At 45.2% G+C, this 14,195-nt stretch carries 14 protein-coding genes; 7 read left to right on the top strand and 7 right to left on the bottom strand.

Annotation, left to right across the window (positions count from 1 at the left end; genetic code table 11):
* Nucleotides 1-101: 101 nt before the first annotated feature.
* The 4 genes from WCY20_RS04385 to WCY20_RS04370 all read right to left on the bottom strand — a co-directional run bounded on the left by WCY20_RS04385 (nucleotide 102) and on the right by WCY20_RS04370 (nucleotide 2,827).
* On the bottom strand, nucleotides 102-755 hold the full coding sequence (locus tag WCY20_RS04385; protein ID WP_345977301.1) for a response regulator transcription factor: 654 nt from the start codon (nucleotides 753-755) through the stop codon (nucleotides 102-104).
* Nucleotides 752-1,867 (bottom strand): cache domain-containing protein, encoded by a 1,116-nt coding sequence (locus WCY20_RS04380; protein WP_345977299.1) that lies wholly within the window; start codon nucleotides 1,865-1,867, stop codon nucleotides 752-754. The genes WCY20_RS04385 and WCY20_RS04380 overlap by 4 nt, the downstream gene beginning before the upstream one ends.
* Before the next feature lie 143 nt (nucleotides 1,868-2,010).
* Nucleotides 2,011-2,421 (bottom strand): secondary thiamine-phosphate synthase enzyme YjbQ, encoded by a 411-nt coding sequence (locus tag WCY20_RS04375; RefSeq protein WP_345977298.1) that lies wholly within the window; start codon nucleotides 2,419-2,421, stop codon nucleotides 2,011-2,013.
* Between the two features lie 247 nt (nucleotides 2,422-2,668).
* Nucleotides 2,669-2,827: a hypothetical protein gene (locus WCY20_RS04370; RefSeq protein WP_345977296.1), complete on the bottom strand. Its 159-nt coding sequence runs from the start codon at nucleotides 2,825-2,827 to the stop codon at nucleotides 2,669-2,671.
* A 64-nt stretch (nucleotides 2,828-2,891) separates the two neighbouring features.
* Here WCY20_RS04370 and WCY20_RS04365 point away from each other — a divergent pair, with 64 nt between their 5' ends.
* From WCY20_RS04365 to WCY20_RS04355, 3 genes are read left to right on the top strand one after another with little or no spacing between them, the layout of a single operon-like run.
* Complete coding sequence (locus tag WCY20_RS04365; protein WP_345977294.1) at nucleotides 2,892-5,111, top strand: ATP-binding protein; 2,220 nt, start codon at nucleotides 2,892-2,894, stop codon at nucleotides 5,109-5,111.
* Nucleotides 5,111-5,995, top strand: a complete 885-nt coding sequence (locus tag WCY20_RS04360; protein ID WP_345977292.1) for a diguanylate cyclase — start codon at nucleotides 5,111-5,113, stop codon at nucleotides 5,993-5,995. Before WCY20_RS04365 ends, WCY20_RS04360 begins: the two co-directional genes overlap by 1 nt.
* A 47-nt stretch (nucleotides 5,996-6,042) precedes the next feature.
* Nucleotides 6,043-6,900 (top strand): response regulator, encoded by an 858-nt coding sequence (locus WCY20_RS04355; protein WP_345977290.1) that lies wholly within the window; start codon nucleotides 6,043-6,045, stop codon nucleotides 6,898-6,900.
* Nucleotides 6,901-7,031: 131 nt separating this feature from the next.
* On the opposite strand, the gene WCY20_RS04350 is transcribed toward WCY20_RS04355, so the two are convergent.
* Nucleotides 7,032-8,201 (bottom strand): Mrp/NBP35 family ATP-binding protein, encoded by a 1,170-nt coding sequence (locus WCY20_RS04350; RefSeq protein WP_345977288.1) that lies wholly within the window; start codon nucleotides 8,199-8,201, stop codon nucleotides 7,032-7,034.
* A 118-nt stretch (nucleotides 8,202-8,319) separates the two neighbouring features.
* Nucleotides 8,320-9,699 carry a phosphomethylpyrimidine synthase ThiC gene (gene thiC / locus WCY20_RS04345; protein ID WP_345977287.1) on the bottom strand — a complete coding sequence of 460 codons (1,380 nt, stop codon included), beginning with the start codon at nucleotides 9,697-9,699 and terminating at the stop codon, nucleotides 8,320-8,322.
* Between the two features lie 263 nt (nucleotides 9,700-9,962).
* Between thiC and WCY20_RS04340 the strand changes: the two genes are divergently transcribed.
* The 4 genes from WCY20_RS04340 (at nucleotide 9,963) to WCY20_RS04325 (ending at nucleotide 13,743) form a co-directional block, all read left to right on the top strand.
* Nucleotides 9,963-11,084, top strand: coding sequence for a bifunctional 2-C-methyl-D-erythritol 4-phosphate cytidylyltransferase/2-C-methyl-D-erythritol 2,4-cyclodiphosphate synthase (locus tag WCY20_RS04340; RefSeq protein ID WP_345977285.1), 1,122 nt, complete (start codon nucleotides 9,963-9,965; stop codon nucleotides 11,082-11,084).
* On the top strand, nucleotides 11,084-11,974 hold the full coding sequence (locus WCY20_RS04335) for a response regulator (RefSeq protein WP_345977283.1): 891 nt from the start codon (nucleotides 11,084-11,086) through the stop codon (nucleotides 11,972-11,974). Before WCY20_RS04340 ends, WCY20_RS04335 begins: the two co-directional genes overlap by 1 nt.
* Entirely contained in the window at nucleotides 11,952-13,142 is a 1,191-nt protein-coding gene (locus WCY20_RS04330; protein WP_345977281.1) for a sulfate adenylyltransferase, read from the top strand. The genes WCY20_RS04335 and WCY20_RS04330 overlap by 23 nt, the downstream gene beginning before the upstream one ends.
* A gap of 94 nt (nucleotides 13,143-13,236) precedes the next feature.
* Nucleotides 13,237-13,743, top strand: coding sequence for a phosphatidylglycerophosphatase A (locus tag WCY20_RS04325; RefSeq protein ID WP_345977280.1), 507 nt, complete (start codon nucleotides 13,237-13,239; stop codon nucleotides 13,741-13,743).
* Between the two features lie 68 nt (nucleotides 13,744-13,811).
* Here the strand turns inward: WCY20_RS04325 and WCY20_RS04320 are convergent, their stop codons facing one another.
* Nucleotides 13,812-14,066 carry a hypothetical protein gene (locus WCY20_RS04320; RefSeq protein ID WP_345977278.1) on the bottom strand — a complete coding sequence of 85 codons (255 nt, stop codon included), beginning with the start codon at nucleotides 14,064-14,066 and terminating at the stop codon, nucleotides 13,812-13,814.
* Nucleotides 14,067-14,195 lie beyond the last annotated feature (129 nt).

Below are 14,195 nucleotides of genomic sequence, written 5' to 3'. Positions count from 1 at the left end.
TCTTACAGAAAATGAAGCGCTATCCCCGTTATAGAGCCGTGCCGGCAGGAACAGTACGCTCCAGGCCGGTGCACACTGCCGCGTTTTTGAAAACGTCGTGACTATCTTTCAATGATATATCCCACCCCGCGGCGGTTTTTGATGATATCGACCGGCAGTTTCTTCCTGAGGTTGTTGATCTGGACGCGGATGTTCGCCGGGTCAACATATTCGCCCCAGATCTCATCCTGGAATGTTGTGATGGAAACAGCCTGCTCTTTATGGCGCAGCAGTACCTCAAGGATCTGATGTTCTGTCTTACTTAAAACGATCTCATCACCCTGAAAGCTCAATTTATGTTTTTCCGTATCGTAGCGCAGCCCCTCCCCAAGGTCCAACTTATTCCTGTTTTTATAGTAAAAGCTTTTGCACACCTGTGTAATACGCAGCTGCAGTTCGACCAGGTCGAAAGGCTTGCGGATGTAATCGCAGCAGCCCGCTTTATACCCCTCTTCAAAATCACTCATTTGCGTCAGTGATGTCATAAAGATCGCCGGAATCTTGAACCCGTCCTTGCGGACAGTTTTGAGCAGGTCGAAACCGTTAATTCCCGGAACATTAACATCCAGCAGCAGCACGTCGTAGCGGGTATCATAGATCGCATCGAGCGCATCATCGCCGTTACTGAAGCAGTCTACATCAAAATCGAGCTCCTCAAGAAACTCTTTAATACTGATACGCAAAGAATATTCATCTTCCAATAAAAGCACTTTCATCGGATTTCCCCCTGTATACGTCTTGACAACTTGTAACGCAGCATCATCGCAATAAGCTCCTCTTTGGTATAGGAGGAGAGTACGTCCCTTGCCTCCTCCATAAACAGTTCCCTGTCCTCTTCGGGGACCGTATCCTTGAGCGAGAGCAGCGCCTTGTCGTAACCGCTGTGGTAGACCTTGCTCTCATACTGCTCTTTTTTAACGATCTCGTAGAGATTGGCGCGCGAAAAGGTGAGTAAAAACGATATCTCCTCTTCCGTACTGGCAAAATGTTCCAGACTCTTTTTCGACATCACAAAGACAAAGGCGCCGATCGTTTCCGCCTGACCGTTATGCATCGGTTCATAAAAAATATACTTGTTGTCCTCCAGCAGTACGCGCTGTTTACGGAGTTTTTTAAAGTCGGTACGCTGCAATGTCTTAAGGTTGACCATGTTGTAACCGCGGTTGCCGACGATGTACCAGGCAACAGTGGGGTTATTCTGCATTAACACGGCGGTGTTGTAATAACTGTCATCGAGCAGCACATAGAGGTCGATACCGAACTTGTGAAAGAAATCGGTGCTGGCGTCAAAGAACTGCAGCACCTCGACAAAGCCCAACAGATCATTCTTTTCATAAATAGGCACGGTCGCTTTGATCCCGAGACGGCGGCCCACTTCAATGGAGACCCGGGGGTCTCTGTGCGTTTTAAAATAGTCAAGGTCGGCGCGGTAAACATCCAGCGGCATGCCGGAGTACAGGTTGTCCTTGTCCCAGCTGCGGGCGAAGAGACAATAATCTGCGGTAATAATCTGTGCGCGTACCACCGTATGAATATGCTTTTCTACATTGTTCATGATCAGCTTGAGTGTCTCAAACCCTTCGTCCTCGTCATCCTCTGCCAAGGCACTTTTTATCGCACCATTTTGCGCAAGTACGATGGCAAAACGCAGGGCATTCTCTTTTTCATCATCGAGCTCTTTACGCAGGGAGAGGCTGATCTGGTCGCTCACGTTTTCAACGACCTGCCATGAGACCTCCCTTTTCAGCTGGGAGATGATAAAAAGTAAGATAGAGATAAGAATGACAAAAGTCAAAAGAAAGAGGAGGTGATTTTTGCTTAATTTCATATCTGGTTTTTCTGTTATTAGGAATCTGGTTGAACTATAGCGAAAGTTTACAAAAACATTATCTCTCTGACTATAAAAATAGGAATATTATCGTTCTTTTTATCACTATCACAGCACTATATTATATTTTGCACCGTTTTGCGTTATGTGCCCACCACCGTAATTACGATCTCCCGTCCAGACGTATGATCGCGGTGTTCTCCGAGATATACCCCCTGCCAAATACCCAGATTGAGCCTGCCTTCTGTCAGCGGAATGATCACAGACGAACCTAAAAGAGAGCCCTTCAGATGCGCCGGCATATCGTCATCACCTTCATAGGTGTGGATGAAATACTCCTTGTCATCACAGGTGTCATTGAAAAAAGCTTCCATATCGGTCCGTACGGAGGGGTCGGCATTTTCATTGATCGTCAGCGAGGCGCTGGTATGCTTGATAAAAATATGCACGATGCCGTTTTTGAGCGTACATGCTTTCAATGCATTTTCGATTGCTTCGGTAATAAGGTAGAATCCGCGTGAATAAGGTCGCAATCGCAGCGTTGTTTGGAACATCTTTTACTCCTGATATGGCAGCCGATACTTTAGCATAATAAAGAGTTAGCTGTTATGCTGTTTCACCGTATAAAGTATTGAAAATTATGCCTAAAGCGAAATCGGTTTATCGTAATCTTGCCGTTAGTGTGTAGGTATTTTCCCGTTTTTTTGCTTGCAGCAGAGATTTTTTTTCGCCGTGTATCCATTTACTTTTGTGTTATATACTATTCGACATCGTGTTTGGCTGACACAGTGCAAATAACGGTTATTGTACTGCATGAAAGTGAGCTATGCCTTTAGCGAGTAAATCTATACTTATCTTCTTATTTACATCTTCAGGACTGTCTGCTGCAGAGATTTTTTTGCCTCTGAGCAACTCTTTGAAATTTGGCTTCTTTACCGCTGCCTTTGCGTTATTCTCCATAATCTTTATCATCATCGTACGCAACAGACATCAATACCGATCGTATAAGGAAGCTATTTTAAAAGTGCAGGAAGAGGCTATTGAAGCAGAGCGTACAAAAGATACGTTTTTAGCCAATGTAAGCCACGAGACAAGGACACCGATGAATGCTATCATCGGGTTAAGCCATATTCTTCTTCAGAGTGACCTCAGCCCTGCACAAAGAACGAATGTCGCCAAAATCAAACGGTCCGCCGAGCATCTTTTGTCAATCACTAATGACATTCTCGATTTTTCAAAGATTGAAGCCGGCAAACTTGAGATCGATACGATAGACTTTAAGAGCAGTGATTTTTTTTCCAATCTTGCAGACATGTTGAGTGTCAATGCCGTTGAAAAGAAACTCGATCTTATTTTTGATATTTCGAAAGATATCCCCGATACACTGATCGGTGATCCACTTCGCATCAGTCAAGTCCTGATCAACCTGCTCAACAATGCTATTAAATTTACCGATAAAGGTGAAATCATTTTACATGTTACCGCCGAGAGAGGTGAAAACGACATCCTTCATACAAAGTTTGAAGTCAAAGACACGGGTATCGGACTTAGTGAAGAACAGATCTCCAGGCTTTTTCATGCCTTCGATCAAGCCGATAACAGGATAAGTCGCAAATATGGCGGGACCGGTCTCGGGCTGGTAATCTCCAAAGAGCTTGTCAAAAAAATGGGTGGAGAGCTCAAAGTCAAAAGTACCTTCAGAAAGGGAAGTACTTTCTATTTTACACTGCCGCTAAAAACGTCCGAAAGCGCATCAAAAGCGGAAAATAAACATATCAAGCGCATCCTGCTGAACAAGTCGATACTCATCTTAGAAAAGAATCCGCATGCAGCTAAAATACTTGCCGACATTCTTTCGGATAATTTGGCATTGCCAACAATAATCAACTCCATCGAAGAATTACATTCCAAACTCAGTTCGATGCACTATGATGCCGTATTCATCGATTCACGCTATCTGCCGACTATTAAAGACACGCAACTGCTTTATAACAGATGTGATGCGATCGTACTGTTAAAGTATGAGGTACTATCCGACGCTGCCGATACAAAATTCCGCATTGATTCTACGATCACAGAACCCTTCTCATACCATTCTGTCTTATGCTCCGTAAGTGAAGTCTTCGGCAAAAACATTACCGTTCATGATGTCCAGAAGCCGCAGACGATCTTTGATGATATTTTAGTACTCAAAGGCAGCAAAATTTTGCTTGCAGAAGACAACGAAGGCAATGTCATGGTCGTCGAAGGCCTTTTGGAGGGGAGCGGTATCGAGATCAAAACAGTACCTAACGGACAAAAAGCAGTTGAAGCCATCTTTAACAACCCCGATGAGTATGAACTTGTCTTAATGGATATCAATATGCCCGTCATGGATGGCTACGTTGCAACATCGATCATCCGTGAGTACCAAAAATATGACAATATCCCTATTGTTTCGATGACAGCGAACATCACAGAGAGCGATATTGAAAAATCAAAAAGCTATGGAATGCAGGCACATCTTAACAAACCCATCGATGTCGAAGCATTTTATAAAACACTCCTGCAGTTTATTTCACCAAAAGTTGACATAGCGAGTATCAGAAAGAGTATAAATGTGATGCCGGCGCAAAAAGTAGAAAGCGCGACCTTGGCAGCTCTGGATATAGACACAGAAGATGGTCTTGCACGTCTCAATGGCAATCTCAAAGCCTATCAGAACATTCTTTACAAATTTGCTGATCTTTTTGAAAATGTCACGCCTGAATTTACCGTATTGGTCAATACACACGCCTTTGATGAAGGACGCGCTCTTGCCCACAATATTAAAGGTCTCGCCGGCAATATTGGTGCAAAAGAGATCTATGAACTGGCCAAAGAGCTGGAAGAGGCTTTTACGGAACGCACAGGTGAGTTCTCAGCACTAATCGGCGCTATTGAAACTAGGTTGACACCATTGGTTCAGGCTATCCGATCGCTTAAAACAGCTGAAGCAGCCATACCGGAAATCGAAAAAATAGCTATAACACCGGAAACCATGGGCACACTGCTGAACGAACTGTATCTGAATGCCAAAAAGAAAAAGGCACTGAATGTCAAAAAGGGGTGCAAAGAGATCGAGAGCTATCAATGGCCTTCAGAGCATCAACAGTCCATTCACGCTATTCTTACTGCGGCACAAGGTTATCAGTTTAACAAAATATGCGAAGTGATTGAATCCATGGTTCCGGACATCAAAAACAACCGAGATGAGATATCATAATGAAAATCGACTTTTCCAAATCAAAAATTTTAATCGTTGATGATAACCCGGCAAATATCGATATTTTACTTGAACTTCTCAGTACATTTGACGTGCGGGCTGTTCTTGACGGCACAAGCGCGCTGGAAGCTGTTCAGCAAGAGCTTCCCGACCTTGTTCTTCTTGACATAACGATGCCCGGTATGGATGGTTTTGAGGTCTGCAGACGCTTGAAAGAGGATCCAAAGACGAAAGATATTCCTGTCATCTTTTTAAGTGCCAGTTCAGACTCTAACAGCATTATCAAAGGTTTTGATCTAGGCGGTGTCGATTATGTTACCAAACCATACCTCGCAAAAGAGATCGTCGCGCGGGTTCAGACGCATCTCAAACTTCGGATGACCATGCGTGTTTTAGACAGGCTTGCCAACGTCGATGAACTCTCCGGAATTTCAAATCGACGGCGTTTTTTCGCAGATACATCCAAACTATTTGAAGAGATGAAACGCAGTAATACTTCCCTTATACTGTTCATTATCGATATTGACAACTTTAAAACTGTCAATGATACCTATGGGCATAGTATTGGGGACAGTGTCGTTAAAGCGTTTGTCAGCACGGTCAAGAAAAACATCCCCTCCTATAACTGCTTTGCTAGACTGGGAGGCGATGAGTTTGTGCTGACAATGACATCGATCAGCCAAGATCAGGCCCGAGATCAAATGGAAAGGCTTCGCAGTAATATCGAGCAGATAAGAATAGTCCAAAATCAGGACATACGTTTTACCATAAGTATCGGCATGTCGAGACTCGAACCGTCGGACAGGGATCTCGACGAGCTGCTTGCACGGGCAGATATCAATCTCTATCAAGCCAAAAAAATGAGAAACGCTCTTGTAGGTTAGTGCAGTAGCGTTATGCAATCTAAAAACATACTATAAGGACACACAGAATGGTACTCGACAAACAAACTTCCAAAATCCTGATCGTTGATGACAATCCCGTCAACATAGATTTTCTTGTTGAACTTCTTAAGGAGTATGACGCCAGGACTGTTCTGGATGGCCCAAGTGCTTTGGAAGCCGTCCATGAGGAAAGACCTGATGTTATTCTGCTCGATATCGGTATGCCGGGAATGGACGGGTTTGAAGTGTGCCAAAAGCTCAAAGCATCTGCAGCGACCAGGGATATTCCTGTTATTTTCCTCACTGCGCATCATGACAGTGAAAGTGTACTGCGTGCCTTTGAAGTCGGCGGGGTTGATTACATATCCAAACCCTACAACACGCAAGAGGTACTGATCCGGCTGCAAACGCAGCTCAAGCTGAAAAAAGCGATTGAACTGCTCAGACACCGTATGCTGTATGATGAGTTGACCGGCGTGCCTAACCGAAAGAAATTTTTCCAGGATTCTGAACAGTGGATGACAATGTCAAAGGTCGGCATTCCTTTCTATCTTTTCATTCTTACCATTGACCACTTCAACGATATCAATGACGAATACGGCTATGAAATCGGTGATGAAATCATCAAAGCGGTTTCCGTCATTGTTAAAAAAATGGTCAAGATCAACTACTCCCTCTCCCGCTTTGGCGGTGCTGAGTTTTTCCTTGTCTTTACCCGTATCTCTGAAAAAGAGGCCATAGAGTGGGTTGAAGCTGTCAAAACAGCCAGCAAAAAAGCACGTTTAAAACACTTCCCCGATCTTCAGTTCACTATCAACTCCTCTTTTTCAGTATCTGAGCCTGAAGATACCGCAATCAATCAGGTGATCAAACGGGCACGTGCCAAACACAAAATATCTTCCTGAGTACCGGCCAATTTCCTCTGATCAAGAGGGATCCGAGCACATTTGAGTGTTTTTAAAGAGAAGAAATCTGAAATAAAATTGATGATTTGAAAAAGTGTAGTAAGAAGGAAAAAAGGAAGGGGTGAGTCTGCCTAGTGGCAGCCACATCCTGTTCCGCAGCTCTCGCCGCTTGAAGCTTCCTGTTTTGGTGCAGCAGCTGTTGAACATGCCGATACACCAGGAGGTGTTGTCGGTTGAACTGCGGCATTATCCACGCCGCCCTCTTCGTTGATCTTCTCGATCGTTGCCCATACATCTTCCGCCGCTTTCATGAAGCGCTTGGCCGTCTCGGACTCCGGTGCGAAATAGGTAACCGGTTTACCGGCATCACCGCCGCTTCGGACCGCAGGCTCGATAGGAATCTCGGCAATGATCTTCGTATTGAACTCTTCAGCCATCGGCTGTGTCGTCCCTTTGCCGAAGATATCATACTCGACACCGGTATCCGGTGCGATGAACCCGCTCATGTTTTCAATGATACCTGCGATCGGAATGTTCAGTTTTTTGAACATATCGAGTGAACGGCGGGAGTCATCAAGGGAGACCATCTGCGGTGTAGTAACCGTAATACCCGCTGTCACCGGAACGGATTGCGCCAGTGTAAGCTGGGCATCACCTGTTCCCGGAGGCATGTCAATAACCAGACAGTCCAGCTCAGACCAGAGAATATCGCGCAGGAACTGCTCGATCGCTTTCATGATCATAGCACCGCGCCAGATCAGTGACTGCCCCTCTTCCATCAAAGAACCCATCGACATCATCTCGATGCCGTAGGCTTTAATAGGAAGGACTTTGTTGCCGTTGACTTCCGGTTTGACACCTTCGACACCCAACATACGCGGCACGTTCGGACCGTAGATATCGGCGTCAAGAAGACCGACTTTCTTGCCCTGCATCGCAAGTGCGATCGCCAGGTTGACCGATGACGTCGATTTACCGACCCCGCCCTTGCCTGAACTGACCATGATAAAGTTTTTGACCTGCGGTGCGATATTCTTGCCCTTAGACGAGCTTTCACGTGGCATCTTAGGCGCCTGAATGTTTACCGTAACGTCGGCGGCACCTTCACGCTTGAGTGCTTCGGTAGCCTCAACCGTGATCTGGTGTGCCACTTCCGGTGCACTTGACGTAATATCAACAGTGACAGCAACATCGGCACCGTTCACCTGGATATCTTTGACAAAACCGAATGTCACGATATCTTTACTGAAACCGGGATAGATAACAGTCGATAAGGCTGATTTTACTTTTTCTTCAGTCATTATATATTTCCTTCTTATAGAATATTTACTGTTGGAACTTTAGCATAATAAAATAAGACAAATATTGTCCTCTTTTATTTCTATCAGCTGTTAAGTTCAATTTTACCTAGCAGAACGCTTATGCGCTAAAGGTCATCTCTTTAGCTTCATCCGCAATTTTCTGGATCGCTTCGGGATCATCCATAATGTCTTGAGATATCTTGTACGAACAGAACTTCGGTCCGCACATTGAACAGAACTCCGCCTCTTTGAAGACATCCTGAGGAAGCGTTTCGTCATGATATTCACGCGCGCGTTCGGAATCGAGTGCAAGTTCAAACTGTTTTTCCCAGTCGAACGTGTAACGTGCATCACTCATCGCATCATCAACATCACGTGCTCCTTTTCGCCCGCGTGCAATGTCGGCAGCATGTGCCGCAATTTTGTACGCAATAATACCTTCACGCACATCTTCTGCGTTTGGAAGCCCAAGGTGCTCTTTAGGTGTGACATAACAGAGCATAGACGCCCCGTGCCATCCGCCTACCGCTGCACCTATCGCAGATGAGATATGGTCATAGCCCGCCGCGATGTCAGTGACCAGTGGCCCGAGGATATAGAACGGCGCCTCGTGACAAAGCTCACGCTGGATCTTCATATTACGCTCGATCTGGTTCAATGGCACATGGCCCGGACCTTCGATCATAACCTGAACATTTTTCTCCCAGGCGCGGAGTGTCAGCTCGCCCAGCACTTTAAGTTCGCCGAGCTGCGCATCGTCGGAGGCATCGGCCAGACAACCCGGACGCAGTGAATCACCTAGAGAAAGAGAGACATCGTATTTTGCACAGATATCAAGAATATCGTCAAAAGCGGTATAAAACGGATTCTCTTTGTGGTAGTGCATCATCCATGCCGCCATCAGTGAACCGCCGCGGCTTACAATACCCATCTTGCGTTTTGCCACTTTCGGCATGGTCTCAAGCAAGAAACCGGCGTGGATCGTAAAGTAGGAGACACCCTGCTGTGCCTGACGTTCAAGGACGTCAAGCATCGCTTCGATCGTCAGGTCTTCGATGCGGTCATTACAATCAGCAATAATCTGATAGATCGGCACCGTACCGATAGGAATATGTGAATTGTCGATGACATTGCGGCGGATCTCATCAAGGTCACCGCCCGTTGAAAGGTCCATCGCCGTATCCGCTTTATAATGTTGAGAGACCTGGATCTTCTCGATCTCTCCCTCTACGTCTGAAGCGATCGCAGATGAACCGATATTGGCATTGATCTTACAGCTGGCTGCAATTCCGATCGCCATCGGCTCTAGGTTTTTATGGTTGATATTGGCAGGGATGATCAAACGCCCGCGTGCCACTTCGCTGCGTACCAGTTCCGGACTCAGTTTCTCTAGCTTTGCAACATATTCCATCTCTTCCGTGATGATGCCCTGTTTGGCATAAAACATCTGTGTTGGGGTCTTGTCATTCTTGCGTTTTTCAAGCCACTCTGTTCTCATAAATAATCTCCATTGTCGAATATGACTTTCTTCGTCAAATAATAATCGTAATATAGTCTGCAAGACTAAAAAGCGTTATGCCTCTTAGAGTAAGTAAAAAAGTTTCAACTACAATTAATTTTTTGTATCGTCATGACATTATAATAGAGAAATTACTAAATAAACATGAAGTTACATTTTGTTACTTGTTTCTAAAGTCAAAGAGAAAAAAAAGTTTTTAGTATGTATAATTTCGTAACAGTTTCAAAGGAACAGGAGTCTTTTTGTCTGATTTAACGCTAATTTTACTAGCAGCCGGTAATTCCAGCCGTTTTGGACTGCCTGTTAAAAAACAATGGTTGCGTATCGGTCATGATCCGCTATGGCAATTTGTGGCAGACCAATTTAATTCTACTGCGTTATTTAGTAACATCATAATCACCGCCCACAAAGAAGAGGTCCCTTTTATGCAGGGCTTTTGTGACTACACAATCGTCGAAGGCGGCGAGAGCAGACAGCAATCCCTTAAAAACGCGCTTGCTTATGTTGACACCCCTTATGTCCTTGTCAGTGACATTGCCCGGGCCTGCATCGACACCGATCTGATCCACAAACTCGTTGACGCCAAAGATTCGGCTGACGTAATCGTTCCGACGCTCTCTCTCAGCGATACCGTTGTCTATGAAGAAAACACCATTGACCGCGATAAGGTCAAACGTATTCAGACCCCGCAACTCTCCAGGACAGAAGCTGTTAAAAAAGCGGTCGAGAGTACCATCGAATATACCGATGAGAGTTCTGCTATCGTCGCAAACGGCGGCAGCCGTCATTTCATCGACGGTTCGGAAGATGCCCACAAGATCACCTATATCCATGACCTGAACAAACTCCCCTGTATCAAAGCGCCCTCAACCGCAACGCTGGTCGGCAACGGCTTCGATGTCCATGCTTTTGAAGAGGGACGTAAAATGCTACTTGGCGGAATCAAGATCGATGTCGATTACGGCTTTAAAGCCCACAGTGACGGCGACGTTGCCATTCACGCCCTCATTGATGCGCTGCTTGGCGCTGCCGGTCTTGGTGACATCGGTATGCTCTTTCCCGACAGTGACAACGCCTACAAGGACATCGATTCCAAAGAACTTTTAAAGACCACTGTTCTGCGGCTCCATCAATTCGGTCTCTTTATAGTTAATGCCGATATCACCATTGCCGCCGAGGCGCCGCGTCTGAGCAGTTACAAGGCAGCGATGCGCAGCACGCTTGCCAAACTTCTGCACATTCCGTCATCACGAATGAATATCAAAGCGACAACAACAGAAAAACTGGGCTTTATAGGCCGAAAAGAAGGCGTTGGCGTCATGGCCACTGCAACATTAAACTACTATGATTGGACACAAAAATAATGCGTATACTAATTATTGAAAATGAGATCTATCTGGCACAGAGTATTGCTGCAAAGCTCGGCGAACTTGGTCATTCATGTGATATGAGCAGTTCAACACAGGATGCACTGAAACGCATTCCTTATGATGTCATTCTTCTTTCGACCAACATCAACGATCAAGACATCTACCCTGTTATTCAAGCCTACAAGGATGCTGTTGTCATCTTGATGGTCTCCTATATCTCCAACGATACGGTCTCGAAACCTCTCAGTGCCGGTGCAAAAGATTACATCCTCAAACCGTTCATGATAGAAGAGCTGATCCGTAAAATCGAGCATTTTCAGGACTATGAGCGTCTGAAACGTCAGAATTCAACTTATCAGCGCTACCTCAAACATGTCTTTAACGGTATTAACATTAAAGAAGACCTTGAGGATATCGAAGTACCGATCTTCATCTCCAGCAACTTTCAAAAGTATACCGACACGTTTGCGTTCACCTATGCCGAAATGCATAATAAAACCCTCCATTTTGTCTCCCTTGCCAATCCGAATGCTTTTAGCGAGATCGAAAAACTCTCGGCAAGCACGCTGATTTATGCTAATGACTTTCAGGCCGTTAAAAAGAGTGACAGGAAAGCCTTTTTGGAGCTTATCGAAGGACGTGAAGCCATCGTATCGAGTACTGATACTATCGATAGTGATATCAACTATAGAGTTATTGAGATAAAAAGTGACAACAATGTTTTCGAACAGGGTGATATCCTCCCTATCGAAGACTATGTAAAATATATTGTGTTAAATTATCAGCACAAATTCCCGGATACCGAACTCTCTAAAAAGTTAGGTATCTCGAGAAAAAGTCTCTGGGAGAAGAGAAAAAAATATGGCATCATCAAGAAAAAATAGCGCCCTTTACATCGATCAGGAAGCGCTCTCTGCTCTAGCCTTGGTCAAATCAGGACTGCTCTATCCAGTTGTATCGCTGATGAACCGAAAGCAGGCGATCGAGGTCTTAGAGACAGGAATGTTCAACAAAAAGGTCTTTCCCTTTCCACTGATACTCGCACCTAACGGAAAAGTCAATGAGCAGGTTTTACTCGAAGCCAAAGAAGGGGACACACTGATCCTCGTATCAGACAACGAAGAGGTCGGTACACTCGTTGTCGAGGAGATCTTTGAGATCAATCCGAAAGAACGTGTGCGCCAGATATATGGTACCGACAATCTCGACCATCCCGGTGTCAAAGCGACCTATGGACGCCTTGGAAAGATGGCAGTATGCGGTGAATTTGAGATTAACCTTGATGCTATTTTAGAGCGAAAAAAGCAGATCACAGAGGCGAAACAGCGTATCGGAGCACAGCATGTTACGGCAATGATGATGGGGGCCAATCCTCTGCACAGGGCGCATGAACGTCTCATCCGTCAGGCATTGGACAAAACCGATCTGGTTGTTATCTTCCTGCTTAAGCCTTTCAACAATAACGACCTGCACTTTGACCTTCGTTATAAGACGCTGCAGTATTTTGTGCAAAACTTCTTGCCGACCAACAGAGTGATCATTCTTCCTCTCGAAAACAGCTATGTCTTTGCCGGCTACAATGAAATCATTATCGATGCGATCGTCGCTAAGAATTTCGGCTGTAACCGCTTGACTATCGGGCAGAACCACGCCGGTGTAGGCATGTACTATGATCAGAACACGAACAAGTCCATTATCGACCGTCTTACGGGCCTAAACATTGAAGTCGACATTGCATCACAATATGTCTATTGCAATGTGTGCAAGACACTGGTCAGTACCAAAACCTGTCCGCACGGTCAGCACCATCACATCTCATACCACTCAGATTCTATTTTAGAATTGATAAAACTTGGCCTTCTACCCCCGGCTGTACTGATGCGAAAAGAGATCGCAGCGATCATTCTCTCTCAACTCTTTCCAGAGAGGTTCAAAAACCTTGAGAAGCTCTACTATGACATCATGCCGGTCACGGGGCTCCTGGAAGAGCACACGGAAAAAGATTTTTACATCGAGTTGATGAAACTCTATCAGACGACATCGTTAACCTGATGAAGCGTTACAAGTGAAGATAGCAGAGAGCGGATCGCTTCGCTCTATTCTGCTTTATCCTCTTGCCTTCACTCTTGACTAAAAAGGATTTTATATGAACTGGTTTTTTTTAACGGTCGGCTACAGCGGCTTAGCACCAAAAGCACCCGGTACAGTCGGCAGTCTTGTCGCCCTTCCTTTGGGTGTTCTTATCCTTGCCTACTTTGGTCCGCAGACACTTTTCCTGGCAGCTTTACTTCTTACCCTTGCCGGTATAAAAGCGGTCAATACCTATCAAAAAACATCGGGCACCCATGATGACAGCCGTATTGTCATTGATGAGCTTGTCGGGATGTGGTTGGCCCTCTCCATCGCACCGGGTCTCTTTATCCCACTGGATCAACTCTTAATTCTTGACAACGGCATACTGCTGCAAATCGTTCTAAGTTTTGTTTTTTTTCGCTATTTTGACATTAAAAAGCCGTCTATCATCGGGCGAATCGATCGGGAAGCACCGGGCGGTTATGGTGTAATGTTTGATGATGTTGTTGCCGGCATAAGTGCAGGGATTTTAACAGCTGTCGTCTGGCAGGGTATTACGGCATCTGGACTGTTATCATAAATGACAGCAAAAGGGACCATGGTTTGAACCATGTCTGTCGAAAGGTTTCTGTTCTAGCTTTTTGACGCTTAAAGTGTCATTTTCCAGAAGTCGTTGAGTTCGGCACGCAGACGCTCAAGCACCTGTTCGCGTGTTTCCGTATTGTCAAAAGCCAGCATCTTCGCCAGCTCTGACGCGCTTAAGCGTTCTGTGTAGTGCTTTTCAACATACTTTACTGCTTTTGCGTTAAACCTTCTCGCTATCTCTAATGACAACTCTTTGTCAAAAGCGATAGTGTCAGGGTGCTCGTTGTTAATTAATACTAAATATCCAATTGGTCTCATGGGTGTAATTTTATCGAAAAAAAAAGGTTTTGGCTAGGGCTAAAGGGGAATTTGTGCTAAATTTTGTTAGGAGTCCGGAGAAAACGATCAAAAAGACAGCCATATCCAAGGAAGGCTGCCATATAAGTT

The sequence above is a fragment of the Sulfurimonas sp. HSL3-7 genome (genome assembly GCF_039645985.1).
In the GTDB taxonomy this organism is placed as follows: domain Bacteria; phylum Campylobacterota; class Campylobacteria; order Campylobacterales; family Sulfurimonadaceae; genus Sulfonitrofixus; species Sulfonitrofixus jiaomeiensis.
This window is presented reverse-complemented; position numbering and strand designations above follow the sequence as displayed.